The organism is Collinsella sp. SGI.178 (genome assembly GCF_050313495.1).
In the GTDB taxonomy this organism is placed as follows: Bacteria; Actinomycetota; Coriobacteriia; order Coriobacteriales; family Coriobacteriaceae; genus Collinsella.
Genome location: NZ_JBNPLM010000007.1, coordinates 44192 through 69742 on the forward strand (window position 1 = coordinate 44192; position 25551 = coordinate 69742).

Genomic DNA, 25551 nt, shown 5'->3' on the forward strand with positions numbered 1-25551 from the left:
AAGATTTTCCTGCTGTTTTGGCGTCAAAAAATGTCGATGCTTCGGGGGTCCAAAATAGGTCGTTCACTTCTCGGGAAAAGTATTTGACTTCGTTTTTCGACAAACAGAAAGGGGCACCGTAACGCAAACGGGGCCCGCGCTTGGCGAAGGCCCCGTCATGAAAAATCGCGTTCCCCGTTACCTAGTACCGCTCGACGCCCATGTAGCGGCGAACCTCGGGACTGTGGTCAAATACCTTGCCGCGGGCGGCGCGCAGCTCACAGCTCATCGCATAGAAGAAGATCGGCTCCAGGTACGAACGCACGCTGGCGGGCACCTCGCCCACGCCGTACTCAAGCGCATCGAGCACCATGACTGTATCGGTGTGCGTGTTGAGAAATGCCAGTGCGCGCTCCTCCATGGGGCGACACTCGCCAGCGCCAAGCTGCACAAAGTAGAACACGCCGGGCTCGGTAGCCTCGAAGGGACCGTGGAAATACTCGCCGGAATGGATGTAGCAGCAGTGCTGCCACTGCATCTCCATGAGCGAGCAGATGGCCATGGCGTAGGTCTGGCTAAAGTTGGGGCCGGAGCCCAGGATATAGAAGAACTTGTGCTGCTGGCAGAGCTCGGCAAAGCGATCGCCCAGCTCGGCGTTGACCTTCTCGCGGGCAGCGGGCAGCAGTGTGTCCATCTGCTTAAGGCCGGCGTACATGTCGGCGAGCGCCTCGTAGCCCTCCTGCTGGTCGAGCAGCTCGGCGGCGATCAGAGCGCCGATGCCCTGCGGAACTTCGGCCTGCGACTCGCCCTTGCCCCACGGGTAAACCCAGGTGGTCCACTTGCCGTTATCGATCTTGGAGCCCGCGTAGTCAGTCATAGTCACGACCTCGGCACCGGCGGCCAGCGCCATCTCGCAGCCGTCGACGACCTCTTGCGTGTTACCGCTGTGGCTACAGGCGATGACGAGTGACTTCGGCCCTAGGCTCTTGGGGGCCATAAGGCAAAACTCGCGCGCCGTGTAGACTGTCGAAGTAAACGTGGTTGCCTCGCGCTTGAGCAGCTCATTGGCCGGCATAAGGTCAATCATCGAACCGCCGCAGGCGATCCAAAAGACATTCTCGATCTTACCCTTGCGCTCGATAATTTCCTGAACCAGATCGTGTGCGTTCACGGTGACATTCCTCCCTGTGTGGCGGCTTTGAGCGGCGACAGCTCGTACCTGCGGTCGTTCTATGTTGTCCTATTTATAGCACGCAAGCTGTCGCAGGTGAATTCATTTCACCAAACTTGTTCTGTATTGTTCTATCTATGGACGTTAGATGTCGAACACGTAGCGCGACCCCACGATCTTTTGGCGCCCGAGCAGCAAGGGCCGCTCGTCCGCATCGGTAAAGTACGCCTCCATATAAAAGAGCGGCTCGCCGACCGGCACCTCCAACAGCGGGGCCGTCTGAGCATCGGCGAGCGCGATCTCCACGGTACAGGGATCGGACTTGAGCGGTGCGCGGCCCGAATGCACGGCAACGAGCGCAAAAATCGAATTGTCGGCGAGGTCCTCGTCGGCAAGCTGCTGCAGATAGGGATGGTCGGCCAGCACAAAGGCGTTGTTCTCGAGCATGACGGGCACGCCATCGGCCGTGCGCACGCGCTCGACCACGATGAGCTCGCAGCCGGGTTCCACGCCAAAAAACGCCGCGTCCTCGCGCGTCGCCGCAACCACCGTGCGCGACACCAGGCGCGCTCCGGCCGCCATGTCGTTGGCAGCGCAGGCCTCGGTAAAACTCTGGACGTCGCCTTTCTGGACAATCTTGCGCTTGAGCTTGGGCGCACACACAAACGTGCCCCTCCCCTGCTGACGGTTGAGATATCCCGCGCGCGACAACTCCTCAATGGCGCGACGCACGGTAATGCGCCCCACGCCGTAGGACTTCGCGAGCTCCATCTCGGAAGGAATGCGCGAGCCGGCAGCGTACACGTCGCGCGCGATCTCGCCCTTTAGGTCGTCCATAACCTGCTGGTACAGCGGCACGGCGGACACGTCAGTACGGTCGGTCTTGCTATCGGCTACCATCGTTACGCTCCATCCCGTGCATGCTCGGATTCAAACTCTTCAATCGCCGCCATAAACTGCTCGCCAAAGGCGTCGGCTTTTTTCTCACCAATGCCGTTGACCCGGATAAGCTCGTCGCGCGTCTGAGGACGCAGGCGGCACAGACCGCGCAGGGCCTTATCGGAGAAGACCATGTACGGCGCCATCTCCAGCTCGGTCGAAATCTCCTTGCGGAGTGCCCGCAAGCGCTCGAACAGCTCGGCATCGTCGCCCACGCGCGGGCGCTGATCCAGCTCGGCCTCCTCGCGCAGCAGATCCACCGCACGGCGGGCGCGGGCCGAGGCCTTGCGCTTGGATGCACGACGCTTAACGGTAAAGGCAAACGCCTCGTCCTCGACCTCGCCGGCACGCGGGCCCAGCCCAACGACCGGGTACTGTCCCTGTGAGGTTGCCAAATAACCGCGGCCACACAGCTGGCCGATGATGTCCTTGATGCGCCCGACCGATTCGCTCGACAGCTCACCGTAGCCGCGATCCTCGTCCAGATGCATCTGGCGAATGCGCTCGGTGTTGCCGCCGTGGAGCACGTCGGCGATCAGCGACTTGCCAAAACGCATGGGACGCGTAGCCACATAGCGCACGGCGGCGCGGGCCATATCGGTGACGTCCTCGACCTCGAACTGCGTGAGGCAGTTGCTGCAGTTGCCGCAGCCCTCGGCGTCGTCCGTGGCGGCACCGCTAGCACCGGCTGCGGCGGTATGCTCGGCTGCAGCCTCGTCGCCAAAGTAGCGCAGCATGTATTCGCGCAGGCAGCCGGTGGTATTGCAGTAGCCCTCCATCTGGCTGAGCAGGCGGTATCGATTCTGGAGCGCCCACGCGCGTTGCTCGTCATCGAGCGCCTCGTCGGCAGCATCGCCGCGGTCGATCAAAAAGCGACGCATGCGAAAATCGTTGCCGTTCCACAGCAAATGGCAGCTGGCTGGGTCTCCATCGCGGCCGGCGCGGCCCGCCTCCTGGTAGTACGCCTCGATGCTCTCGGGCACGTTGTTGTGAATCACGTAGCGCACGTTGGGCTTGTCGATACCCATGCCAAAGGCGTTGGTGGCAACCATTACCTGGATATCGTCGTCGATAAAGGCGCGCTGGCTTTGCCGGCGGGCGTCGTTGCCCATGCCGGCATGGTAGCGGCCAACGCGAATGCCGCGGGAGCCCAGCGCCTCGGCAAGCTCGCTTGCCAGCGCATCGACGGTCTTGCGAGTCGAGCAATACACGATGCCGCTTTCGCTCGAATGTGCGATCACATAGTCGCGCACCCACGCGGCCTTGGCCTTGTCGCCCATCTCCTCGCAGCCAAAGTAGAGGTTCTTGCGATCGAAGCCCGTCACCACCGTCGCGGGGTTTTGCAGGCCGAGCATCTGCTGAATGTCCGCACGCACGCGCTCGGTCGCCGTAGCGGTAAAGGCCGCCACGATGGGGCGCTGCGGCAGGGAATCGATGAACTCGCGAATCTGCAGGTAGGCGGGACGGAAATCCTGGCCCCACTGGCTTACGCAGTGGGCCTCGTCAATGGCCACGAGCGGCACGCCAATGCCGGCGGCGGCCGCGGCCTCCCGCGCAAAAGCTAAAAAGCGCGGCTCGAGCAGACGCTCGGGCGCCACGTACATAAGCTGGTAGCGGCCCTCGCGCGCCCGCTTGAGCACGGTGTTTTGCTGGGCCGGAGTAAGACTGGAGTTGAGATAGCTGGGTCGCGCACCCGCCGCGAGCAATGCACGGGTCTGATCCTCCATAAGCGACAGCAGCGGACTCACCACAAAGGTGATACCGGGCAGCATGAGCGCGGGCACCTGGTAGCAAATGGACTTGCCGGCCCCCGTGGGCATAACGCCCAGCGCATCGCGGCCGGCAAGGATCGCATCGACCATGCGGTCCTGCCCCGGGCGAAACGAGGTGTAGCCAAAATAGGCGCCGAGCGTATCGAGCGCCATCTGCTGCATACTATCGGTCATGGTTTCCTAACGTCCAAGTCATCTGCCGCCGATTATACGCCGCCACGCGGACCGGTGCCGCACGGCTGCCGGCCACGGGCAATGTAATCCGATGGGAACGAGCGTGGATAATCTCCCACTTTGAACCCGTCACCAAGCAAAAAACGAGAGATTATCCACGCTCATTCTGCGGGTAGTCATTGGGGACATTCTTGACAAGCGCGGAAACGTCGCTGGTTGAGCATAAGTCAGCGAAAACGCCCCTAAGCGAGCAAGGTGACGTGAAAGAGGAGGGAAGCGTACTTCGGTACGCGACCGACGATTGAACGTCGGATTGCCGCTTAGGGGCGTTTGCAGCGTCGACCGGTCCGCCGTTCGTTAGAACGGCAGAACCAATAGGTTCGTTAGAACGGCGGAACTGAGGGCAGCGTCGAGCCGTTACGCGGTTTGGTAAAACCGCGTAACTTATATGACCATGACGTAGCGGCTGCCCACGTAATACTGCTTGCCGAGCAAAACCGGCTCGCCATTGGGACCGGTAAAGCCGGCACGCAGGTTGAGCAGCGGATCGTGCGGAGCGATGCCCAGCTCGGCCGCCTGCTCGGCATTGGCGCGAACGGCCTCGACCGTGCGGTAGCCAACCGAGGCAATCGGCGTTCCACCAACACGCTCGACCTCGGCAAAAATCGACTTGTCCTCAAGATCGGCCGTCAACAGCTCACGGTAGGCGTCAAAGGGCACAAAGATGTTCTCCTCAAAGATGGGCTCGCCGTCGGCCGTACGCACGCGCTTGATATGCAGCAGCAGCGCATCCTTCTGCAGGCCAAAGAACTCCATCTCGTTTTGGCGCGCCGGAACGATCTGGCGATCGATTACATGCGCGCCGGCCTTCATGCCATTGTCGGCACACAGCGCGGTAAACGTCTGCAGCATCGAGGCATGAAACTGGCGGTTGATGTGCGGCGTGGAGACAAACGTGCCACGGCCTTGCTGTTTAACCAGATAGCCATCGGAACACAGCTCCTCTACGGCGCGGCGCACCGTAATACGGCTCACCTCGTACTGCTCGGCAAGCTCAAGCTCGGACGGGATACGCTCCTTGGGTGCATAAACACCCTTCTCGATCGAATCCTTGATTTCGTCGTAAATCTGCTGGTACAGCGGCGCATTTTTGGGTGCAGGCATATCTAATCACTCTTATCGAAATATCGGAATAACAAATACGTATATAACGTCTAGTTTTATGTTACCTCATAACGATAAAACGATACACCCTCCCTACCAAAAAGGGACAGGATTGAGCAGAGCCGGCAAAATGCCAAATACCTTACTTGCCGTCGTCCTGCTGCAAGCTGTCCTATTCGCTGAGGCGCACCTGCCTGCTGGCCATGCGTGCGGGCTTGTCGGGATCGGGAACGGCCGTGGGCATGGGTTCGTCGACATGACCACCCCACCAACCGCCCACAAAGTTGAGCGTGTGGAACACGTTGATCACGGCGCCGGGATCAACCTCGCATACCAGCCTGATAATGTCCTGGCTCTCGTAGGTCGAGACAACGGTGTGCAGCAGGTACATCTTCTCGCGGCTGTATCCGCCGACGACCTCGGCGCAGCTAATGCCGTGCTGAAAATGGTTTACGTAGGCAGTCATAACCTCGTCTGCCTTACGCGTCGTGATCTGCAGCGTCACACGATCGTAGCGATGATAGAAACTGTCGATGGTCTTGGTCGAAATAAACTGAAACACAATGGAATACGCCGCCTTGTCCCAGCCAAACATAAAACCAAAGATTGCCAGGATAAAGCAGTTAAAGCCAAAGATGACGCCCCAGATGGTCTTGCCCGTGTGGTTGGAAACCCACAGCGCGATAAAGTCGGTGCCGCCGGTGGATGCGCCGGACTTAAGCGCGATGGCAGCACCCAGGCCCGAGACCACGCCGCCAAAAATGATGAGCATGATCTTGTCGCCCAAAAATGGAGCGAAGTGAAAAACGTTGAGGAACAGCGACGAGAGCACGACCTGCATCATCGAGAAGATGACGAAGCGCTTGCTAATGCCGTTCCAGCATAGGAGCGCCACGGGGATGTTGAGTGCGAGCATACCGAGCGAGATGTCGATGTGAACGCCGCCTAGCGAGGTAACGCGATCGAGCAGGACCGCGACGCCGGTAAAACCACTCGGAAGCAGGTCAGCGGGCCGAATGAACGCCTGGATCAGGAATGTCTGGAGAACGGCAGAGACCGTGACTGCCACGGCAGTAATGGCACGGCGGACGATGGTGAGGCGGCCGAGTACGATCACGCGGTCCGTGAGCTGATCGATGGCATCCGCCACGCAGGCTCCTTTCGAAGGCAGATATAGTTGTGGGGCATGCCCGCGATTGTAGCATGGAGCGTGCGGGGGCGCCTCAATTCACCCTCTCTCGACAACCATCAGAAGGACCGTGAGGCCGCTCAAAAGAAAAACGCCGTGAAGAGAGCGATCCCTTCACGGCGAATTCGGCATTTGCCCAGATAAAACCTGCCAAAATAAACCTGTCCCTAAATGGCAGGTAGGATGTCGGCCAGATTGTCAATGACAACGTCGGCGGCAGACTGGTCCAGGTTGACGCCCTCGTGCGGACGCAGCGCCAGGACGCGGGCGCCAGAGCGCTTGCCAGCCTCGATGCCCAGAGGCGAATCCTCGATAACCAGGCACTCGGCAGGCTCCACCCCCAGCGCCTCCATGGCACGCTGGTAGATCTCGGGGTCGGGCTTAAACGCACTGCACTCGTGACCGCTGATGGTGTAGTCCAGCACGTCGGCGATGCCGGCAATCTCCACCAGCTCGTCGATCAGCTCGCGATAGGACGAGCTCGCGATGGCACACTTCACGCCGCGCTCATGCAGCTCACGCATCACCGGCTCTGTCTGCTCGTTGAGAAGCTCGGCATACGGAACGGGGTGGTGCGGGCTGTAGACCTGCTTGTACTCCACGCGCAGGCGCTCACGCAGCTCAACATCGTCGGGCACCAGCGCCTTCCAAATGGCCGGCTCGTTAGACCCCGAAAGGTCGGGGATCTCGTCAAAGTGGAACCCCTTCTCTTCCATAAACGCCACGCGGCGACGGTTGTAGAACCACTCGGTATCGACCAGCACGCCGTCCATGTCAAACAGCACTGCCTTGATCATACGCTCCTCCTTCCACCTGCCAAAAAGGGACAGGTTTATTTTGGTAGGTTTTATCTGGGGTTTGCGGCGCGACAAACACGCCCCAAAGCAAAAAAGGGGACGGGGCGAAAACCCCATCCCCTCTCAATCAACCCGTAAGGTCTACTTACTTGTGATTAGTAGGAAAGCTTCCACATGTAGCGACGCATGGTCAGCGGGTGCTGACGGGCCTCGGCGATCTGGTTGCCGTACTCGCGCATAACGGCGAGGTGCAGCAGCGGGTTGAAGTAGGTGACGACGCTCGCGGGCACGGCGTCAGCCAGGCCGTAGTCCTTGGAGTCGATCAGAGCGACCTTGGCGCCCATGCGCTCAAGGAAGGTGAGGGCGCGGGCGTCCATCGGACGGGTAGCGCCATCGGACATGAAGAAGACGTAGGGCTTACCCTCGGTGGAAACCTCGAACGGGCCGTGGAAGTACTCGCCGGTGTTGTAGGCGGCGGCGTCGATCCACTGCATCTCGGTGAACAGGAAGGCGGCGTGAGAATAAGCCATCTTCTCGGAGGCACCGGAAGCCATGAAGTAGATCATCTTGTCGTCCTTGAAGTCCTCGGCGAACTTCTTGGCGAGCTTCTTGCAGGACTGAGCGGCGTTCTCGCAGAGGTCGAAGACGTTGGTGAGGCCGGTGATCATGTCCTCGTAGTGGTCATAGCCCTCGGTCTGCTGAAGGATCTCGAGAGCAAGAGCGATGGCATAGCCGGGCTTCTCGCACTTGGCAGCGTAGTTGGCGTGGAAGCCGTGGATGATGACGTGGTCGGCGTCGACGGTCAGAGCGGAGCCGGCCTTGTTGGTGAGGGAGACGACCGGGCAGTTGTGCTTCTTGGCGGTCTTGTTGGCCTCGACGGTCTCGGGCGTGGAGCCACCGAGGGAGCAGGTGATCACGAAGGTGTGCTCGTTGACCCAGGAGGGCGTGTCGTAGTTGAACTCGTTTGCGGTGAAGATCTGAACGTTCAGCTTGTCCGTGTTGTTGGCCAGGAAGTACTTGGCGGGGTAAAGGTCGGACATGGAAGCGCCGCAGCCAACGAAGGCGACGCTGTGGATCTCGTGGTTGGACAGGACGTCAGCGACGATCTGCTTAGGGAGGTTAAGGTCGATCTCGTACATCTGACACATTCCTTTCGATTTTTGCGGCGCCACTTTGCCGGACGTGCGCAGGGTTACCGTGATTTGGACCGAGTCGCCGGTCCATTGAAGATGTGACATAGGGACTGTCCCTTTGACACATTTAGGGATGGAAGCCTGCCTGGGGTATGGGATGCCAGGCAGGCTCCCCGGGGAAAGCGGTTAGACGCTTGGGCGCGACTAGGCCAGGATGCCGGCCGCGGAGAGGGCGATGCCGCCCACGATGGCGATTACAAGAAGCCAACCGGTGTTGACGTTCTTCTTGATGAGCCAGTACATAAGGCCGGTGAGGCCAAGGGAAATCATCTGGGGCATCATGCCGTCCAGGATGTCCTGGATCACGACGGTGCCGTCAGCGAACTGCAGCGGGGTGGTAGCGCCGATCAGCGTAGCGATCATGCCGCCCACGGACATAAGACCCACGATGCCGCAGACATACATGAGCTTCTCCATGAGGTCGCCGCCCTGAAGCTTGCTCAGGTACTCGTGGCCGCCCTGATAGCCCATCTTGGCTGCGAACCACGTGATCAGCACGGAAGGCACGATGGAGATGAGCATGGCCAGGATCGGGCCCATGATGGAGCCCTGCTGAGCCAGCTGAACGCCCAGACCAAAGGCGATAACGCGGATGGTGCCCTGGAAGAAGGAGTCACCAATACCGGAAAGCGGGCCCATGAGGGAGGTCTTGACCGCGTTGATCGAATCGGGATCGAAGTTCTCGGGATCCTTGGCGTACTCCTCCTCCATGGAGGCGGCGAGGCCCAGGACGAAAGCGCTCGTCTGCGGAGTGCAGTTGTAGAACGCCATGTGACGGCGGTAAGCCTCTTTCTTGGCAGCGAGCTGCTTGGGGTCGGACTCATCCGGATAGAGGCGATCGAGCGTGGGAACCATGCCATAGAGGAAGCCCATGTTCATCTGACGCTCGTAGTTCCAAGAGGCCTGGATGGCCCAGGAGCGCCAGAAGAACTGGCTGACCTTCTTGTTCAGGGACACGTCCTTGGTTGCGGTTGCCATAGTGTGTTCCTCCTTAGTCTTCGTCGTCTTCGAGCGGATCGTAGTCGGAATCGACACCGGCGGCTGCATGGGAACCGTTGAACTTGAAGCCCATGAAGACGACAGCCAGGCACACACCGATCAGAGCGACCGCGATGACGGACAGGTTGAGGTAAGCGGCGAGCAGGAAGCCGATGAACAGGAACGGAGTCATACCCTTCTTGATCATCATGGTGAGCAGCAGGGCCAAGCCGTAGGCGGTCATGATCTTGGTCGAAACGTTAAGACCAGTGGACAGCCACTCGGGGACCATGTTGACGATGGCCTGAACCAGGTCGGTGCCAACAAAGACGGCGAGGAAGATCGGCAGGAAGTACATGACGGCGTACAGACCAGTGCCGACGCAGATGTGCATACGGTAGGCGGTCTTGAACTTTCCGTTATCGATCGCGCTATCTGCCACATGGGTGAGGGCGGCGATGATGGAACGGAACACGATGCCGAGGAGCTGACCCAGGACGGCGACCGGGATGGCGATCGTCATGGCAGTCTCGGCGGAAGCATCGGTCAGGCACGCAAAGGCAGCGGCCACGATGCCGCCCAGGACCATATCGGGCGGAACGGCAGCACCGACCTGCACCAGGCCCATGGACACGAGCTCGACGGCGGCACCGACGGCAAGGCCGGTGGGCACATCGCCCAGCAGCAGACCGACGAGCGTAGCGCCAACGAGGGGCTGCTCGAAGTTAAGACGACCGAGCAGGCGGGAGTCCCACATGCAGAACACGCCGACGAGGCCGACGAGCACCGCACTGATGAACGTATTCATACCCTTCTCCTTTCAGTCAGGCAAAAGCCTGGTTGACTACAGCTTGGCGTCGATGTCGACGCTCTGATACGTGGGGGTCTGCTGGACATAGAGCTTGATGCCCATGTCGAGCAGCTGGTTGATGTCGGCCTTCTGCGTGGCGTCAAAGAAGACGGAGCTGTCCTTGCCGCCGATCTGATCGGCACCGTCGTGGTTGGCGGTGGCGCCCAGGTTGATGGCGTCGAGCTTGTAGCCCTGGCAGAACTGCAGCATCTCGGCAGTGTTGCCAAAGACGAACATGACGCGCTCGCCAAGGGTGTTGAGCTTGTCCATCTTGGCGAGGGCGCGCTCGACGGTGAAGACGTTCAGGCGCACGCCCTGGGGCTTGGCCAGCTTAAGAGCGCCCTTCTTGATGTCATCGTTGGCGGCAGCGTTGTCGACGACGATGATGCGCTCGGCCTGAACCTTGGTGGTCCAGGTAAAGACGACCTGACCGTGCAGCAGACGGTAGTCAAGACGTGCGAGGACGATCTTGGCGGGACCGGAGCTGTGACGGGACGCCTTGGCCTTCTCGGCGGGAGCCGCGACGGCCTCGACCGGTGCGTTGGGGTTGGTCAGACCAGTGCGGGCCTCGTTGATGAGGGCCGCGAGCTCGGTGCCCTTGACGGGGGCGGGGCTCATAGCGAGCGTGAGCGCCAGCGGGATGTTGAAACCGCTGACAACCGTGAACTTCGTGCCGTTCTTGGAAAGCTCGACCATGCTGTTGTTGACCGAGCTGCCGAGCATATCGGTCAGCACATAGACGGTGTCGTCCGCGTTGAACGTGGCGATCATGGCGTCCACCTTATTGGTGATGGGCTCCTTGTCGTCACGAGCAAGCGACACGACGTGGACGTTCGACACGTCGCCGAGAACCATCTCGAGCGTGTCTTTGGCGCCTGCGGCCAGGCCGCCATGAGATGCGAGAATGATCTGATTCATCTTACCTCCTCCTTCTCGTTATGGTCATTATAACGTCTTATACGCTACTTACATTGATAATTAGTATAAAGACCGTTCGCGGTTAAAAATCGACCGTTTACGGGTTTAACGCACCCGAAACATTGGGGCTGGGTAGGCGGGCACTGACTGGATAACCCCAGGTCGGATGCCGCACGCAATTCCCTATCGCACGAAGTACCAGGGACTTTCCTGTACGGTGGGCTCCAGCGCGATGCCGGTGCGTTCCTTAAACAGATCCATGTCCTGCGATTTCTCCGTCCACCACGCGTTGGGCTTAAAGGTCATGCTCTCAATGACATGACCGACAAACACACTGTTGCGCAGCTTGGAGAAGTCGGTGTTCATAATCAGGATGGACGCGAGCACCAGCACGATGCCCAGGACTTTGATCGCGCCGGCGGGCTCGGCGTAGACACCAATGCCCAGCAGTACGGTGACAACTGTCTCGAATGACATTACGACGGGAACTTTCGACGTCTCGAGCCCCATGGACAGACCCTGCATATATAAGATGTAAGCCACGGCTGTGGGGATGAGTCCAAAGCCAAGGAACAGCAGCAGCAGCTGTGGCGACATTGCCGCGGCGACATCCGGCCACGGAGCCGCGATAGCTGCCATAACCGCACCGCCAAAAACAAAGCCCCAAAACGTGACAGCCAGCGGGTGGACCGTCTTGGTTGCTATTCGGCTAAACACCGCGAGCGACGCACCACAAAGGCCTGCAATCACACCCGACGTGACGCCCCAAACCGAAAAATGAAAACCGGAAAGGTCGCCATTGGTCACTGCAAGCACGCAGCCAACGATGTTAAAGACAATGGCAACGAGCTTGTTAGGGGTCACGTCCTCGCGATAAAGCACGCGGCCGAGCATGACGCCAAACACCGGCGAGGTGTAGAGCAGCACCGAGGCCGTGGACATGCCCACCTCGCCCATGCACTCGTAATAGCAGGTGTTGGCGGCGGCCAAACCGACGATACCGACAAGCGCGCAGGGAACAAGCTCTTTAGGGCTTGCCTTGAACAGAGCCAGCGGACCCTGAGCCACGGTAGACCCCTCACCCGGGCGGCAGCCCATAAACATCAGGACCGGCGCCAAGATAAGCGCTCCGACCAACAAGCGAAAGGCAGCCATGCTCTGGGACGAAACGCCCATGGCCGAGATGCCGTTTACAAAGATTCCGATGCTGCCCCACATAAGCGCGGCGATCAGCACCAGCACATAGCCCAGATTGCTTTTCTTCAACGCAGCCTCCTCGGTATTGTTTCCAATATGTTTCATACTACGTTATAGTCGTTATATACATTTTTCAAGCCACAAATCGCCGAACGGAAAAATCTGCTCCCCCACATACTCATTGGGGACGTACTTAAATGACTAGTCATTCAGGAACGTCCCCAATGACTAGTCGTTTAAGTACGTCCCCAATGACTACCCAACGACTAGGGCTGTCCCCAACTGCCGGCAGAAAGGGAACGTCCTCAACTGCCACATCTGAACCAAGGCGACGCCGATGCTTTGGCAACGTCAGCGAAAACCCGCCAGAGCGAGCAAGGTGCCTTGAAGCGAAGCGGCATTGACCTTCTGGTCATGCCGCCGAAGTTGAAAGGCAGATTGCCGCTCTGGCGGGTTTGCATCGTCGAGCCGTTACGCGGTTTGGCAAAACCGCGTAACTCCTAGTAGTCGAGCTTCCACATGTAGCGGCGCGTCATATAGTCCTTGTGGGTGACGGCAGAGAGTGCACGCATGTAGACGTTGTTGAGGATCGGCGCGAAGATCAGGTGGTTGAAGTACTCGCTCACGCTGTCCTTGATGTCGTTGAGGCCGAGCTCCTTGGCGTCGAGCTGATAGACGCGCTCGCCACCGTACTGGTTGACGAAGCGGATGCCGCGCTCGTCGTTGCAGCGGCTGCGGCCGACGCTGATGAGCTGGAACAGCGAGGTACGCTTGTCCAGGATCTCGAAGGGGCCATGGAAGAAATCGCAGGTGTTGATGGTGCAGGAGTCGATCTGCAGCATCTCCTGCACGTTGCAGATGCTAAAGACGTAGGCGGCACCAAAGAGCGGACCCTGAGCCATCACGTTGATGCAGGGCTTGTCGGCGTTCTGCTCGGCCCACTTGGCAGCAAGCGGACGGGTGTACTCGACGGCCTTGCGATAGATGGGGTCGACCAAGTCGAAGGCGGCCATGGCGGTCTCGTACTCGGCATAGCCCTCGGTCTGCTGCGTGAGCTCCATGGCGATCATGGTCACGACGGCGGAGTTGGTGCGGCCCATGCAGGACTCGTCGACGGCCAAGCTGTCGTACTGGATCTTGTAGTCGCAGACCTCGGTGAGGGCGGACTCGTCGACATAGATGGCGATGGTGCTGGCGCCGTGGTCCTTGGCGACCTGGGCGGCGACGATAGTCTCCTTGGTGCCGCGCATGGACACGACGACGGCCAAGGTGTTCTCGTTAACGTAGGCAGGGGTGGCGTGCACGAACTCGTTGCTGGTGTAGCTGGAGCTCACGACCTGCGTGGCCTCGTGCTCCATAAAGTACTGGGCAGGATAGTTACCGCCGTTGGATCCGCCGGCGCCAATCCACACGACGCGCTTGATGCCGCCCTTGTCTGCCTTGTCGGCCAAAACCTGGGAGACGACATCCTTAACCTGTTCCTGAGTAGTCATCGTGCATCAGCCTTTCTTCTCGTTTGATGCTCATCACAGGCATACAAGTTACATACATGTTTTGGTTATGTCGACTAGTTGTATGCTATATTTGTCTTAGAAATTTTGCTGGTAAGGTTTTCGGTAGCTCGATACCAGCGGTTTTATTGTTGTGTTGAATACATGCTTGCTTAGGTAAGCATACAGGTTAGATATAGGTTGGCAATATGGGCGTCACATCTAAAAAGAAACTGACCCAATACGAGCGCTTGGCGGGCACGCTGCGCGATCGCATCGCTGCCGGCACGTATGCGCGCGGAGACAAGCTGCCGTCCGAGATGGAACTCATGGACGAATCGGGGCTGTCACGCAGCACCGTACGCCACGCCCTTAAGGTGCTCGTTGATGAGGGCCTGGTGCGCACCGAGCGCGGGCGTGGCGCCTTTGTGGCCGACACGCCCGCGCTCCACGAGAACAACCTGGTGTTTTCGAGCTATACCAAGCAGGTCGAAGGCCAGGGCATGAAGCCCACCACGCGCACCGTGGACTCGGGCTTTGCCAAGGCGGCCGGCAGCATAGCTAAGTTCTTTGACGCCGCCGTGGGCAGCAAGCTCGTCAAACTTGTCCGCCTGCGCTACCTGGACGACGCACCGCTGTGCCTGGAGACCACCTACCTGCCGCCAAGCTTCGAGACGCTCATCGATCGCGATATCAACGGTTCGCTCTACGCCACGCTTCGACAGGAGTTCCATCGCGCACCGGCACAGGGGCATAAGACCTTTGAGGTGTGCTATGCCTCGCAAAACGAGGCGTTTTTGCTCAACGTTGAGCGCGGGCAGGCGCTGATCCTGATCACCGACTACGTCTACGACACCGACGGCCGACCGCTCCATGTCTCCAAGCGCATCCAACGCACCGACCGCGCCAAATACACCGAACCCATCGGCTAACCTGCCAAAATAAACCTGTCCCTAAATGGTAGGTTTGGGGAGGTCGGGGAACCAGGTTGGTTTGGGTTGGTTGGGCGTGCGCTCGGCTAGGACCAACTCCATCCAACACATATCGTACCAGCGACCGAACTTTTGGGCGCAGCGGTCGAAGGTGCCCACCAGGCGATATCCCATATGGGCATGGAAATCCTGACTGTTGTGCGTCAGGTACTCGTCGTCCTTGTCGTGCGGCACGGCGATGAGGGCGCACATGTTGGTGATGCCCATCGCGATCAGGCATTGCTTGAGCGCATCGTGCAGCTTGCGGCCCAGCCCGCCGTGGCGCACATCGCGCGCCAGGTAGATCGACGTCTCGACCGACCAGTCGTATGCCTCGCGGCTGTTGAGCGGGCTCACATAGGCATAGCCTACCGGACGCCCGTCCAGCTCCATCACCAAATACGGGTAGCGCTTGAGCGTACGCTCGATACGCCCGGCGAACTCCTCAACGCTCGGCACCTCGTATTCGCAGGTAATCGCCGTCTGGCGCACATACGGCTCATAGATGGCAAGCAACGCCGGCGCATCGTCGGGCGTCGCCAGGCGAATCGTCGGCTCGGACATTTCGGTCATACAACCCTTCCCCCTCAAAAACAAAGGCTGCCCTGCGCCAAGCTCAGGCGCAGGGCAGCCCCTTGTCACTACATCAGGCTACAGGACAGCCGCCAACGCGTCGATGTCCTCCTGCGTCGTGGCCCAGCTGGTGCAAAAGCGCACCACCGTGTGGGTCTCGTCGTACTTTTCCCAGTACTCAATCGAGGCATGCTCGCGAATGCGGGCCATGTCCTCGTTGGGCAGAATCACAAACTGTTGGTTGGTCGGCGTCTCCAAGAAGAACTGGTAGCCGCGCTCGTGCAGCACGCGACGCAGCGCCTGAGCGGTCTCGATCGCCTGGCGACCAATCTCAAAATACAGGCCGTCGGTAAAGAGCGCCTCAAACTGCACGCCCGTCAGGCGGCCTTTGGCAAGCAGCGCGCCATGCTGCTTGATACGCGGAATGGGATGCGCCGGGGCGTGCATGCCGCAGAACACCACAGCCTCTCCGCAGAGCGCGCCGCACTTGGTACCGCCGATGTAGAACACGTCGCACAGCTGCGCCAGCTCGGGCAGGGTAATGTCGCACTCATCGGCCGCCAGCGCATAGGCCAGGCGAGCACCGTCCACAAACAGCGGAATCTCGCGCTTCTGGCACACTGCGTGAATCGCCGCGAGCTCGGCCTTGGAGTACAGCGTGCCGTACTCGGTCGATAGGCTCACGTACACGGCACCCGGGAACACCGTGTGCTCGTAGCTCTCGTTTTCGTAGAACACCTGGATATAGTTCTCAAGGTCCTCGGCGTGCATCTTGCCCTCGTAGCCGGGGATGGTGAGCACCTTGTGGCCGCCAAACTCGATGGCGCCCGCCTCGTGGCAGGCGACGTGGCCGGTCTCGGCAGCAACGACGCCCTCGTACGGCGCGAGCAGCATGTCGATCACCGTCGCGTTGGCCTGCGTGCCGCCCACCAGAAAAAACACGTCGGCATCGGGGGCCTGACAGGCCTCGCAGATAAGCTGCTTGGCACGCTCGGTATGTGCATCGGTACCGTATCCGGGCTGCGGCTCCATATTGGTGTCGACGAGCGCCTGCAGCACCGCCGGGTGTGCGCCGTGGGAATAATCGTTGTTAAACGCGAGCATGGCAATCCTCTCTTACCGGGTATCGGCCAGATGATTCAAACGGAGCTATTGTACGCCGCTGGGATAGGCAATGCGCGCGGCAAGGCACTCAAGTGCCAGCACCAGAGCAAAACCGCAGCTCACATCACTCAAAAAGTGCGCTCCGATCACGATGCGGCCAAACGCGACGAACGCCACAACCACAGCCGCCGTCCAAAAGACCACACGACGGCGCGACGGTTTTTCCTTAAAGGCCGCTGCGGGAAGCCCGGCGAGCATAAGGCCGATCGCCGCGTGCGCCGCGTGTCCGCTCGCAAACGACTTAAAGCCGTCCTTGACTACACCGGCGGCAATATAGGCCCGCTTGTCGGGGTTGCCGATCACCCACCACGGCTGAAACTCGAGCCCCGGCGTCACCTCGATCACGCGCATGCGCGGGCGCGACCACAGCGGCTTGACGATCACGTTGAGGATAATGGCCTGAGCGACCCACACGGCAAGCACCATGAGCGCCCAGCGTGTGAGCTCGTCGGGCTCGGTCGTGCGCGTGAGGCGATAGACGATAAGGTTGGCGACGATGGCCAGCACAAACGTCAGCACCAACTGAGCCACGATGAGTTTGCCGCCAACCCTCAGGGACGAAACGATCTCGTAGCCGGTCAGGCCAACATTGACGAGGATGCCGAGCACGGCGAGCCATTTGCTCCCCCTGGAGTCGGGACGCACCGCGCGCACGAGCATAACGCCCGCGACGCTCGCCGTCAGCTCAAACGGCAGCTCGCCGGTCGCCTCGATAAAGCGGCCGTACATACTGCCGATGTTGAACAGCGAGCTCGAGATCTGATAATCGAAGAAACTGCCCACGCCCAGGCAGAGGGCAAGGATAACCGCGATAGCAGCGGCATCTTTCTTATAGATGTACCCGAACATGCTTTCCTTTCGATGGAACCAGATTGCCCAAATGGGGCGTTTACGGCGTCGACCCGTTAGTCATCGTCGGACGTGCCCAGCTGCTGCAGCAGCATGAGTGCCGCGGCCACGGGGCCGGTGCCGTCGTTGGCGTCGAGACCGCGACCCAGGCCGCTGCCCGCGCCGGCGCCCGCCTTGTAGGGCACCGACAGTTTGCGGCTCTTGGGGAAGTTCACCGCTCCATAGCGGGTCTTAAGCTCATAGGCCACCTTCTTGGGAACGTCGACGCCCAAAAACGTGATGCGACCGCCGCTGAGCGTAACGCTCTCGAGCCCCAGGCGCTCGCCGCGAATGCGGATTCGCGCGCGATTGAACAGGTTGAGTCCCGCCAACGGCAGCTCGCCATGCGCGGCCTCGGTCTCTTCCTGCACCTCGTCGATGCTCTCCAGGTCCCCGGCCGCCGCAAGCTTACGGTATACGAGCACGCGCTGATCCACCGCCGGCAGGTACTCCTCGGACAAGAAGTAGTCGGCCGGCAGGTTAATACCCACGCTCGCCGCCTCCACACCGGCATCGTCGTCGCCGCGCGCCTCGGCCACGGCCTGGCCCAGCATCTGCGTAAACAGGTCAAAGCCCACACTCGACAGGTTGCCGTGTTGCTCGGCGCCCATGAGCGAGCCGGCGCCGCGGATCTCCAGGTCGCGCATGGCGATGCGCATGCCGCTGCCCAGGTCCTGGAACTCGGAGAGTGCGGTCAGGCGTGCCGTAGCCTCCTCGGTGAGCGGCAGCTCGCCCGGGAACATAAAGTACGCGTAGGCTTGCGTGGCAGAACGGCCCACGCGGCCCTTGAGCTGGTAGAGCTGCGCCAGGCCCAAGCGCTGCGAATCCTCGATGATGAGCGTGTTGGCGGTCGCGTTGTCGATGCCGCTCTCCACGATGGTCGTGGCGATGAGCACGTCGATCTTTTTGGTCGCGAACTCGATCATGACGTCCTCGACCTCGCGCGGGCTCATCTTGCCGTGCGCCACGCCCACGCGCGCCTCGGGCGCGGCCTCGTGTACGCGCGCCACGGCGTCGTCGATGGTCTTGACGCGGTTGGACACGTAGTACACCTGGCCGCCGCGGCCCACCTCCAGGCGAATCGCCGCGCTCACCACGTCGGGGTCGTACTCCCCCACGTGCACGATCACGGGGCGGCGCCCGGTCGGTGGCGTGGTGATCAGGCTCATGTCGCGCACGCCGCTCGTGGCCATCTGCATGGTTCGCGGAATAGGCGTTGCCGAAAGCGTGAGCACGTCAATCTGCTCGCGCAGGTTTTTGAGCTGCTCCTTGTGCTGCACGCCAAAGCGCTGCTCCTCGTCGATGATAACCAAACCCAGGTTCTTGGGGTTCACATCGGCCGAAAGCAGGCGGTGCGTGCCGATGAGCACGTCGATCGTGCCCTCGGCAAACGCCTTGAGCGCGCGCTTCTGCTGCGCCGGCGTGCGAAAGCGGCTGAGCACCTCGACCTCGAGGCCAAACGGGGCAAAGCGCTCAAAGAAGGTCTCGTAGTGCTGTTGGGCCAGAATGGTCGTGGGGCAGAGCACCATGACCTGACGGCCGGAGTCCACGCACTTAAACGCCGCGCGCAGGGCGACCTCGGTCTTGCCAAAGCCCACGTCGCCGCACAGCAGGCGGTCCATGGGCTTGGGCGCCTCCATGTCGGCCTTAATATCGGCGATAGCCTCCAGCTGGTCGCGCGTCTCGTCGTAAGGAAAGCTCTCCTCCATCTCGATCTGCTCGGGCGTGTCGGGCGGGCAGGCGATACCGGTAATCGAAGAACGGCGCGTATACAGATCGACCAGGTCAAACGCCAGCTTTTTGGCGTTCTTGTGCGCCTTGTTGGTGGCACGCGTCCAGTCGGCGGTGTTGAGCCTAGTCAGGCGCGGCTTGTCGCCGTCGGGACCAACATAGCGCGTGATGCGGTCGACCTGCTCGAGCGGCACGTAGAGCTTGTCGCCGTCGGCATATTCCAGCAAAAAGTAGTCGCGCTCCTTGCCGCCCACTTCCTGGCGCGCGATCTCGCTAAAGAGCGCGATGCCGTGGGTAGCGTGCACCACGTAGTCGCCCGGCTTAAACGGAAACGTGATCTGCGTAATGTCCACCTTGCGACGGCTGCGCGCGCGGTTGGCGTCCATGCGGGCATTGAGATCGGCGATCGAGAACACGGCTAGGTTGGCATCGGGCACCACCACGCCCTGCGGCAGGGCAGCATCCACAAAGGTCACGCGTCCGCGCGAGATGGTGGGTACGGCAGCACCGGCGGCAGCCTGGGCGGCGCCCGCCTCGAGCGGGCGGGCGTTGAGCGCATCGACGCGGCGCTCGCGGATCGAGGCATGGGCCTCCTGGCGGACAGCACGGTCGGCAGAATCTGCCGCTGCCACGCGTACGCGCTCGCCAATAACGCCGGCATTTTCGGGGGCGGCCGTCAGCGACTCCTCAAAGGTAATGCCCTCGTCGCCAAAGGTGAGCTCCATCGACTCGCGCGCTCCGCGGTCGGGAATGGCAAACACGCAGGCATAGCGCTTGCCCACGACTTCCTGAACGCGCGTCATAAAGCGGTTGTCCGAGCCCGCGATAGCCGGCTGCTCAATCTTGAGCTCTGCCGTAACCGCACCGCCGGCGCGGATCAGGCTCACGTAGTTCAGGCGCTGCTGAGCACCAAAGTCGAGCTGCTGGGCGCGCACGTACAGGCCGTCCAAGCGGTCAATCCCCGCCTCGCCGGCGCGCGCCTCGATATCCTCGTAGGCACGCAGGCAGTCGTCGAACAGCGAGCGCGGCTCGGACAGAACCACAAGCGCCTTGCCGCTCACGTGCGCCAACGGGCTCACGGTCTGGCCGTACATCACCGGCAAAAAGCGGTCGAGCTCGGGTGTGACGATACGCGCATCAACCATCTCGAGCAGTGCCGCCAGCTTGCTGTCGCTCTGGCTTGCGCGATAGAGCGCCACGTGCATGTTGTGAACGGCTTCGTCGGTAAGCGCCAGCTCGCGGCACGGGAAGATCTCGATGCTGTCCTCGTTGCCGATGGTTTGGCCCGTGGAGCTCACCATACGGCGAATGCGATCAATTTCGTCGCCAAAGAACTCAATACGCACGGGCGCTTTCTCTTGTGCGGGGAATACCTCGACGGTGTCGCCGTGCACGCGGAACAGGCCGGGTGCGTCGGCGGCGCCGGCATTGGTGTAGCCCATGCCCACCAGGCGCTGCGGCACTTCGTCAAAAGGAATCTCCTCGCCCACCGCAAAGGTCGTGGACTCCCAGTAGCGGCTCTCGACTGGCGGCACGCAACGCAGCAATGCACGGGCCGAGGCAACCATGATGCAGTTGTCCCCGCGCACGATACGCCCCAGAGCCTCGCAACGCTGCGCCACCACGGCATCGTCGGGCGCCTGCTCGCGCCACGGATAGTCCTTGCGCTCGGGAAAGCGGCACACGTGCGCCAGGCCCACGTAGGCGGCAAGGCTGTGCGCGGCGCGATCGGCCGCGTCCTCGCCGCTCACAATGTAGACCGTAGGGCGCGGGCGGCGCGCAAACTGAGCAGCCGCCATAAGCGTGCGGCCCGACTGCGACACGGCCAGCGTCACATCCTCGCCGGCGTCGAGCCCGGCCTCGACGGTCTGCAAGGCCTCGGCAGTGTAGAGCTGCGCGGCTATACGGTGAATGAGCATGCTGTTCCTCCGGCATCGCAACGCCAAAAGCCCGCCGGGGCAAGCTCGGCGGGTCGTGCGTCAAAGTTCATTGACGCTTATGGTACCGCACGGTCCCGTGACCAAAAGCCAAAGCGACATCATGCCAAATGTTGCCCACAACGGTCTTGCCAACGCGTTTCCCAGCTAATTAATCCGCTTTCCGCTTTTTAATTTGCTGTCTTCTGGCAGCAATTTACACCGTCCGCGCCCCATGGCGAGCATTTCGAGCTGCAAAGCGCCTATAATTGAGGATAATTGCGTATTCAATGTCACTTTTTTGATGAGGGGGGGGGTGAAAATAAATGGCCGACACTCCATCTTGTGCACTGTACACCGGGCTCAAGTCACTCGGTCGCATCAAAAACGGTAACGCCGCGCAAATTCTCATGGACGGCAACGCCCGTTACGGTGGACGCCTCATCTCCGAACGCTTGATGGTCCCGTCGTTTATCTCACGCGAAATCGTTCACGCCAAACCCGGTGACCTTCCCGAGTCGCTGTTTGCGCCCTTTGAACAAAGTGCGCGCCAGATACTCAACCTCATCATACAAAACCGAGGCTCCGACCCCCAATCGCTGAGCAAGGTCGCTAAACGCTATATGGAATCGTGCGCCCCAGACATGCAGGATGCCCTTACCAATTGCGGCGTCGACGGCATGCTCTTTAAAAACGGCGTCGAGCGCATCGAGACCACTGACGATAGCGACATTAAAAACCGCCTCTACATCCATCTGGTCTTTTTTATCGTTACCGGCTGCCTTGGCGACCCCGCCCGCGCCATCGAATACACCGAGTCCTTTGTGTCCGACCAGATGCTCTCGACACTCGGCACGGTCGAGACAACCGTCACCTCATTTTTCTCGACAACCGCGCGCCCCACGGGAGACATTCGCCTGGGACTGCTGCGCGTCGTGGGCAACTCGGCACGACCGCCGTTGCGTCCCCTTACCACGGACCCGGTGGGCAGCATTATCGGGTCGCTGACGAGCGACGAGAACGCCATCACCGACGTCGATTCCGATGTCTCGCGTCAGCACCTGCGCATTTGGCTCCAAGACGGACGCTGGCTTGCGCAGGGCCTCGGCTCCACCAACGGATCGTTTTTGATCTCGGGCGTCGATCGCTGCCGACATGCTATCGAACCGCCTAGACGCGAGCGCCCCGCCAACTTTGCCAACACCCCCGTCGAGATTCACAACGGAGACACGCTTTGCTTGGGCGCCACGACGCGCTTCTTGGTCATTCGCATCACAGACTAGCCCGCCCACACATCTTCGACGCACAAGGTGCCGTTATTTGCATCAACCCATGCAAATAACGGCACCTTTTCGATTAAGGCAACGGTTGCGCTACCTTTTCACTAACATTATCGCCATGCACTTTTTTCTCGAAAGGATCGCCCCGTGACGTACGACACGGATATGAATATCATCGCGTTGTCCCCCTTTGAACCAAACGCCATGTTTGCGACCACCGAAGACCCCGATGCTATTCGCCGCTTTACCACCCTGTTGGATTGCGGGGCAGTCGGCGGCGGTTCCCACCATCTTCGCAAGGTCGCCAACACCGAGGGCGAGACCTTTGCGCTCAAGACGCTGTGGCCCCTCAGCGGCTGTGATGAAGACGGCTCCGCCGTCAGCCCCTCGGACATCAAGACGCTTACCGAGGAGTATCGCAATCTTGCAGCCGTCTCACTGTTGGACGGCTTTCCCAAAACCTATGGCTACGGCTATACCGGCTCCGTACCGGTCATCGTTATGGAGTGGATTGAAGGCCTGCCCCTTCGCGATGCTGCGGCAGAGCTAACCGACCCCGCCGAGGGCGGCCACATTCCCGCAAACACCGTCGCCGCGATTGGAAAACGCCTGGGAGAGATTCTCCTGGGTGCCCAAAAGCTCGATGCGCCGTTTGTACACCGTGATATCTCCTTGCGCAATATCATCATTCGCACGACGCTCCGGTCCCTTGCCCAGCAGATTGCACACTGCAGTTTTGACCTTTGCCTGGTCGATCTGGGCAGCTCGAGCATCAAGCGCTCAGACCCCTCGTTTACCATGTCCACCGGCATCTGGCGCAACGGCACCCCCGAGTTCGCCCCACCCGAGATGCTCTCCAACGACATCCCCGAGCTGGCACCGCTGCGCACGTCGCCCAGCATCGATACATACGAGCTCTGCAGCGTACTCTACACGCTCTATGCCGGCCACACGCCATATCGCCTAAACGAGCATATGGACCAGTCGCCCTACCTGTACAAGATCGAGCACGAGCACGAGCCGCTTGAGGCACGCGTACCCGGCGACCAAATGCTTGTCGATGTCATCATGAGCGGTATCCATAACGAGCAGTCCCAGCGCGCGCCGCTGTCTACGATTGTCGGCAAGCTCGATGCCTGGATTAAAGACATCGATTTTGAGCCGCGCACGCCGCTGCCCACCCCGATCGACATTAGCCAGCAACCGAAGCCTTCCTGCTCCGACAAGGCTCAGACGCGTCACCCAGTCATCTCGCGTCGCGCTGCGCTCGTGCTCGGCGGCGTCTGCGTTGCCGGCATAGCAGGCTCTGCCATTGCCACGGGATGCTGGGGGCTTATCGACCTGGCGCACGGCATCAAGCCGTCACTCGACGATTACACCTGGGAAGAACTCGCCCTGATCTCCCGCAAAATCCAAGAGACATCTTCCAGCAAAAAGGTGCTCGAGATTGCCGAAACCTACCACCTGGTAAACAGCAAGCAGTCGCTCGAAAACGAGAACACCAAGACTGTCAGGCTTTCCGACGGGACCAAGGCACAAATCCAGATCGTGGGCTTTAAGGCAGACACACTCACCGATGACGGCCTTCCCGCTGGCATCACCTTTATGTTCCGTACCCCCATCGCCATGCGCGCCGTAAACGACAGCGCCGCGACGGGTGGCTGGGAGCAATCGTCGCTTCGTGAATGGTTGGCGGACAAGGGCATGGCTACGCTGCCCGACGATCTCCGCAATCAGATTCGCTCGGTGCGAAAGCTCACCAACAACACCGGCGGCACCAAAGACGCCTCCAGCATCACCGCCACCGATGACAAGCTGTGGCTGCCGTCCATGAGCGAGCTGTGCGGCTACCAGGCGCCCGAAACGTTCGCAGAAGGCTACGAGTACCTTTCTACCCTCTACAGCGGAGAAGGCGAGCAGTACCAGCTCTATCGCGAGCAGAGCGTAAGCGGTCTGACCACCAACGATGCCATGATCCGCACCGTCGCCGGCAAAAAGATCTACTACTGGGAGCGCACCCCCAGCGCCGACTGCAGCGAGGGCGCCAACTCGACGTACTTTAACCGCGTTGGAAGAGACGGCGACGTGTTTAGCTGGGCAACGCCCGGAAACAAACCAGACCAAAAGACCTATGTCCTACCCGGCTTTTGCATCTAACACCTTCACCGGATACCAGAAAGGAGCCTCGCATCATGCGCGCGGAAACACCTTCCGAGGTGCTCTTTGATTTCCTTAAGTGCGACCTGCAGATCAATAATCGAGAAGCGGCGCGTATCTTGGTTTCGGACAAGCCGCTGGGCGCCAAACCGGCCCCTAGGTTTCGCATTGCCGAAAAGACGTTTCTATCGCGACGCGTGGTGCACGTCGTTCCGGGTACCGACAAGATCGACCCCGAGATGTTTGCCGATTTTTCGCAGAGCGTCCAGAACTTGGCTGCCGCTGCAAAAATCGACAGCGGCAGCAGTCCAGCGGCCGTCAACGCTCGCCAGCAAGTCATTACGACGCGCGCCCTCGAGCGCATGGCAACGTCGCTCGAACACTGGGGGCTCGATGGTTCCATCCTGCGCAATATCTTTGACCGCATCGCCGTCATGCCGGGCCTCAAGCAAAGCGACCGGCGCCTTTTGGAGCTCCTTGCGCTAACGGTCTGCGGATGCTTGGCTGATCCCAATGCCGCCGCCTCCGAGGTCAAAGACTTTGCCATAACGCAACTGGCCCAGACCTTTGGCACGCTCGAGACCGCCGAGGTCGTCCAGGCACAAGGCACTAACCGCAAGGTCAACGAGCCTCCTGCAAAACTGGGGCTGCTCAGGCTTTCGAAAGACGGCTCGGCCTTGCCACCGATCTATCCTTTGAGCCTCGATCCCGAGGGTACGGTACTAGGCTCTTTTGCACACGACCAAAACGCCATCACCAACGTAGGACCCGATGTATCCCGCCGGCACCTGCGTGTAGCGTTTTCTAACGGTACGTGGCTCGCAAGCGGACTGCACTCCACCAACGGAACGGTGCTGGTGACACGCAACGGCACGACCACCGTTATCGAAAAGCCACGCTCGCTGCGCACCGCCGATGACGAGGACAGTCAGATTCCTATCCACGACGGCGACCTGCTCAAGCTGGGTTCCTCGACCGAGTTTTTGGTGCTGAAGATCTCCTCAAACGTACGCGCGCTGGCCTAGGGCCGAGCACATACAATAAGAATCAACGCAAAGGA

20 protein-coding genes are annotated in these 25551 nt (G+C 60.5%); 4 read left to right on the forward strand and 16 right to left on the reverse strand.

What is annotated here, in order from left to right:
• Window positions 1-181 precede the first annotated feature (181 nt).
• The 12 genes from ACQRAQ_RS03585 to ACQRAQ_RS03640 all read right to left on the reverse strand — a co-directional run bounded on the left by ACQRAQ_RS03585 (window position 182) and on the right by ACQRAQ_RS03640 (window position 13814).
• The gene (locus ACQRAQ_RS03585) at window positions 182-1150 is read right to left on the reverse strand and encodes an SIS domain-containing protein (protein WP_427793944.1); all 969 of its coding nucleotides are present in this window, start codon (window positions 1148-1150) and stop codon (window positions 182-184) included.
• 144 nt (window positions 1151-1294) lie between these two features.
• Entirely contained in the window at window positions 1295-2050 is a 756-nt protein-coding gene (locus tag ACQRAQ_RS03590) for a GntR family transcriptional regulator (protein ID WP_427793946.1), read from the reverse strand.
• A 2-nt stretch (window positions 2051-2052) separates the two neighbouring features.
• The gene (locus tag ACQRAQ_RS03595; protein ID WP_427793948.1) at window positions 2053-4035 is read right to left on the reverse strand and encodes a RecQ family ATP-dependent DNA helicase; all 1983 of its coding nucleotides are present in this window, start codon (window positions 4033-4035) and stop codon (window positions 2053-2055) included.
• 444 nt (window positions 4036-4479) lie between these two features.
• Window positions 4480-5199 (reverse strand): GntR family transcriptional regulator, encoded by a 720-nt coding sequence (locus tag ACQRAQ_RS03600; protein ID WP_427719478.1) that lies wholly within the window; start codon window positions 5197-5199, stop codon window positions 4480-4482.
• Between the two features lie 172 nt (window positions 5200-5371).
• Complete coding sequence (locus tag ACQRAQ_RS03605; protein WP_427793950.1) at window positions 5372-6349, reverse strand: YitT family protein; 978 nt, start codon at window positions 6347-6349, stop codon at window positions 5372-5374.
• 206 nt (window positions 6350-6555) lie between these two features.
• Entirely contained in the window at window positions 6556-7185 is a 630-nt protein-coding gene (locus ACQRAQ_RS03610; protein ID WP_427793952.1) for an HAD family hydrolase, read from the reverse strand.
• Window positions 7186-7340: 155 nt separating this feature from the next.
• On the reverse strand, window positions 7341-8324 hold the full coding sequence (locus ACQRAQ_RS03615; protein WP_229770738.1) for an SIS domain-containing protein: 984 nt from the start codon (window positions 8322-8324) through the stop codon (window positions 7341-7343).
• Window positions 8325-8522: 198 nt separating this feature from the next.
• Window positions 8523-9356 (reverse strand): PTS system mannose/fructose/sorbose family transporter subunit IID, encoded by an 834-nt coding sequence (locus ACQRAQ_RS03620; RefSeq protein WP_154518549.1) that lies wholly within the window; start codon window positions 9354-9356, stop codon window positions 8523-8525.
• A gap of 13 nt (window positions 9357-9369) precedes the next feature.
• Complete coding sequence (locus tag ACQRAQ_RS03625) at window positions 9370-10164, reverse strand: PTS mannose/fructose/sorbose/N-acetylgalactosamine transporter subunit IIC (RefSeq protein WP_154518546.1); 795 nt, start codon at window positions 10162-10164, stop codon at window positions 9370-9372.
• Between the two features lie 36 nt (window positions 10165-10200).
• A complete protein-coding gene (locus ACQRAQ_RS03630; protein WP_427793955.1) occupies window positions 10201-11124 on the reverse strand; it encodes a PTS mannose/fructose/sorbose transporter subunit IIAB in 924 nt (307 codons plus the stop codon).
• A gap of 183 nt (window positions 11125-11307) precedes the next feature.
• Entirely contained in the window at window positions 11308-12390 is a 1083-nt protein-coding gene (locus ACQRAQ_RS03635) for a DMT family transporter (RefSeq protein WP_195838625.1), read from the reverse strand.
• A gap of 431 nt (window positions 12391-12821) precedes the next feature.
• Window positions 12822-13814, reverse strand: a complete 993-nt coding sequence (locus ACQRAQ_RS03640) for an SIS domain-containing protein (RefSeq protein ID WP_117648180.1) — start codon at window positions 13812-13814, stop codon at window positions 12822-12824.
• Between the two features lie 206 nt (window positions 13815-14020).
• Here ACQRAQ_RS03640 and ACQRAQ_RS03645 point away from each other — a divergent pair, with 206 nt between their 5' ends.
• On the forward strand, window positions 14021-14743 hold the full coding sequence (locus ACQRAQ_RS03645) for a GntR family transcriptional regulator (protein WP_427747834.1): 723 nt from the start codon (window positions 14021-14023) through the stop codon (window positions 14741-14743).
• 21 nt (window positions 14744-14764) lie between these two features.
• On the opposite strand, the gene ACQRAQ_RS03650 is transcribed toward ACQRAQ_RS03645, so the two are convergent.
• The 4 genes from ACQRAQ_RS03650 to mfd form a co-directional block, all read right to left on the reverse strand.
• A complete protein-coding gene (locus ACQRAQ_RS03650) occupies window positions 14765-15355 on the reverse strand; it encodes an N-acetyltransferase family protein (protein WP_427793957.1) in 591 nt (196 codons plus the stop codon).
• A gap of 78 nt (window positions 15356-15433) precedes the next feature.
• Complete coding sequence (locus ACQRAQ_RS03655; RefSeq protein ID WP_427793958.1) at window positions 15434-16459, reverse strand: threonine aldolase family protein; 1026 nt, start codon at window positions 16457-16459, stop codon at window positions 15434-15436.
• Window positions 16460-16504: 45 nt separating this feature from the next.
• Complete coding sequence (locus tag ACQRAQ_RS03660; protein ID WP_427793960.1) at window positions 16505-17368, reverse strand: phosphatase PAP2 family protein; 864 nt, start codon at window positions 17366-17368, stop codon at window positions 16505-16507.
• Window positions 17369-17424: 56 nt separating this feature from the next.
• Window positions 17425-21057, reverse strand: coding sequence for a transcription-repair coupling factor (gene mfd, locus ACQRAQ_RS03665; RefSeq protein ID WP_427793961.1), 3633 nt, complete (start codon window positions 21055-21057; stop codon window positions 17425-17427).
• Window positions 21058-21380: 323 nt separating this feature from the next.
• Here mfd and ACQRAQ_RS03670 point away from each other — a divergent pair, with 323 nt between their 5' ends.
• The 3 genes from ACQRAQ_RS03670 to ACQRAQ_RS03680 all read left to right on the forward strand — a co-directional run bounded on the left by ACQRAQ_RS03670 (window position 21381) and on the right by ACQRAQ_RS03680 (window position 25516).
• Window positions 21381-22337, forward strand: a complete 957-nt coding sequence (locus ACQRAQ_RS03670; RefSeq protein ID WP_427793962.1) for an FHA domain-containing protein — start codon at window positions 21381-21383, stop codon at window positions 22335-22337.
• Between the two features lie 144 nt (window positions 22338-22481).
• Window positions 22482-24491 (forward strand): DUF6273 domain-containing protein, encoded by a 2010-nt coding sequence (locus ACQRAQ_RS03675; RefSeq protein ID WP_427793963.1) that lies wholly within the window; start codon window positions 22482-22484, stop codon window positions 24489-24491.
• A gap of 35 nt (window positions 24492-24526) precedes the next feature.
• On the forward strand, window positions 24527-25516 hold the full coding sequence (locus tag ACQRAQ_RS03680) for an FHA domain-containing protein (RefSeq protein ID WP_427793964.1): 990 nt from the start codon (window positions 24527-24529) through the stop codon (window positions 25514-25516).
• Window positions 25517-25551 lie beyond the last annotated feature (35 nt).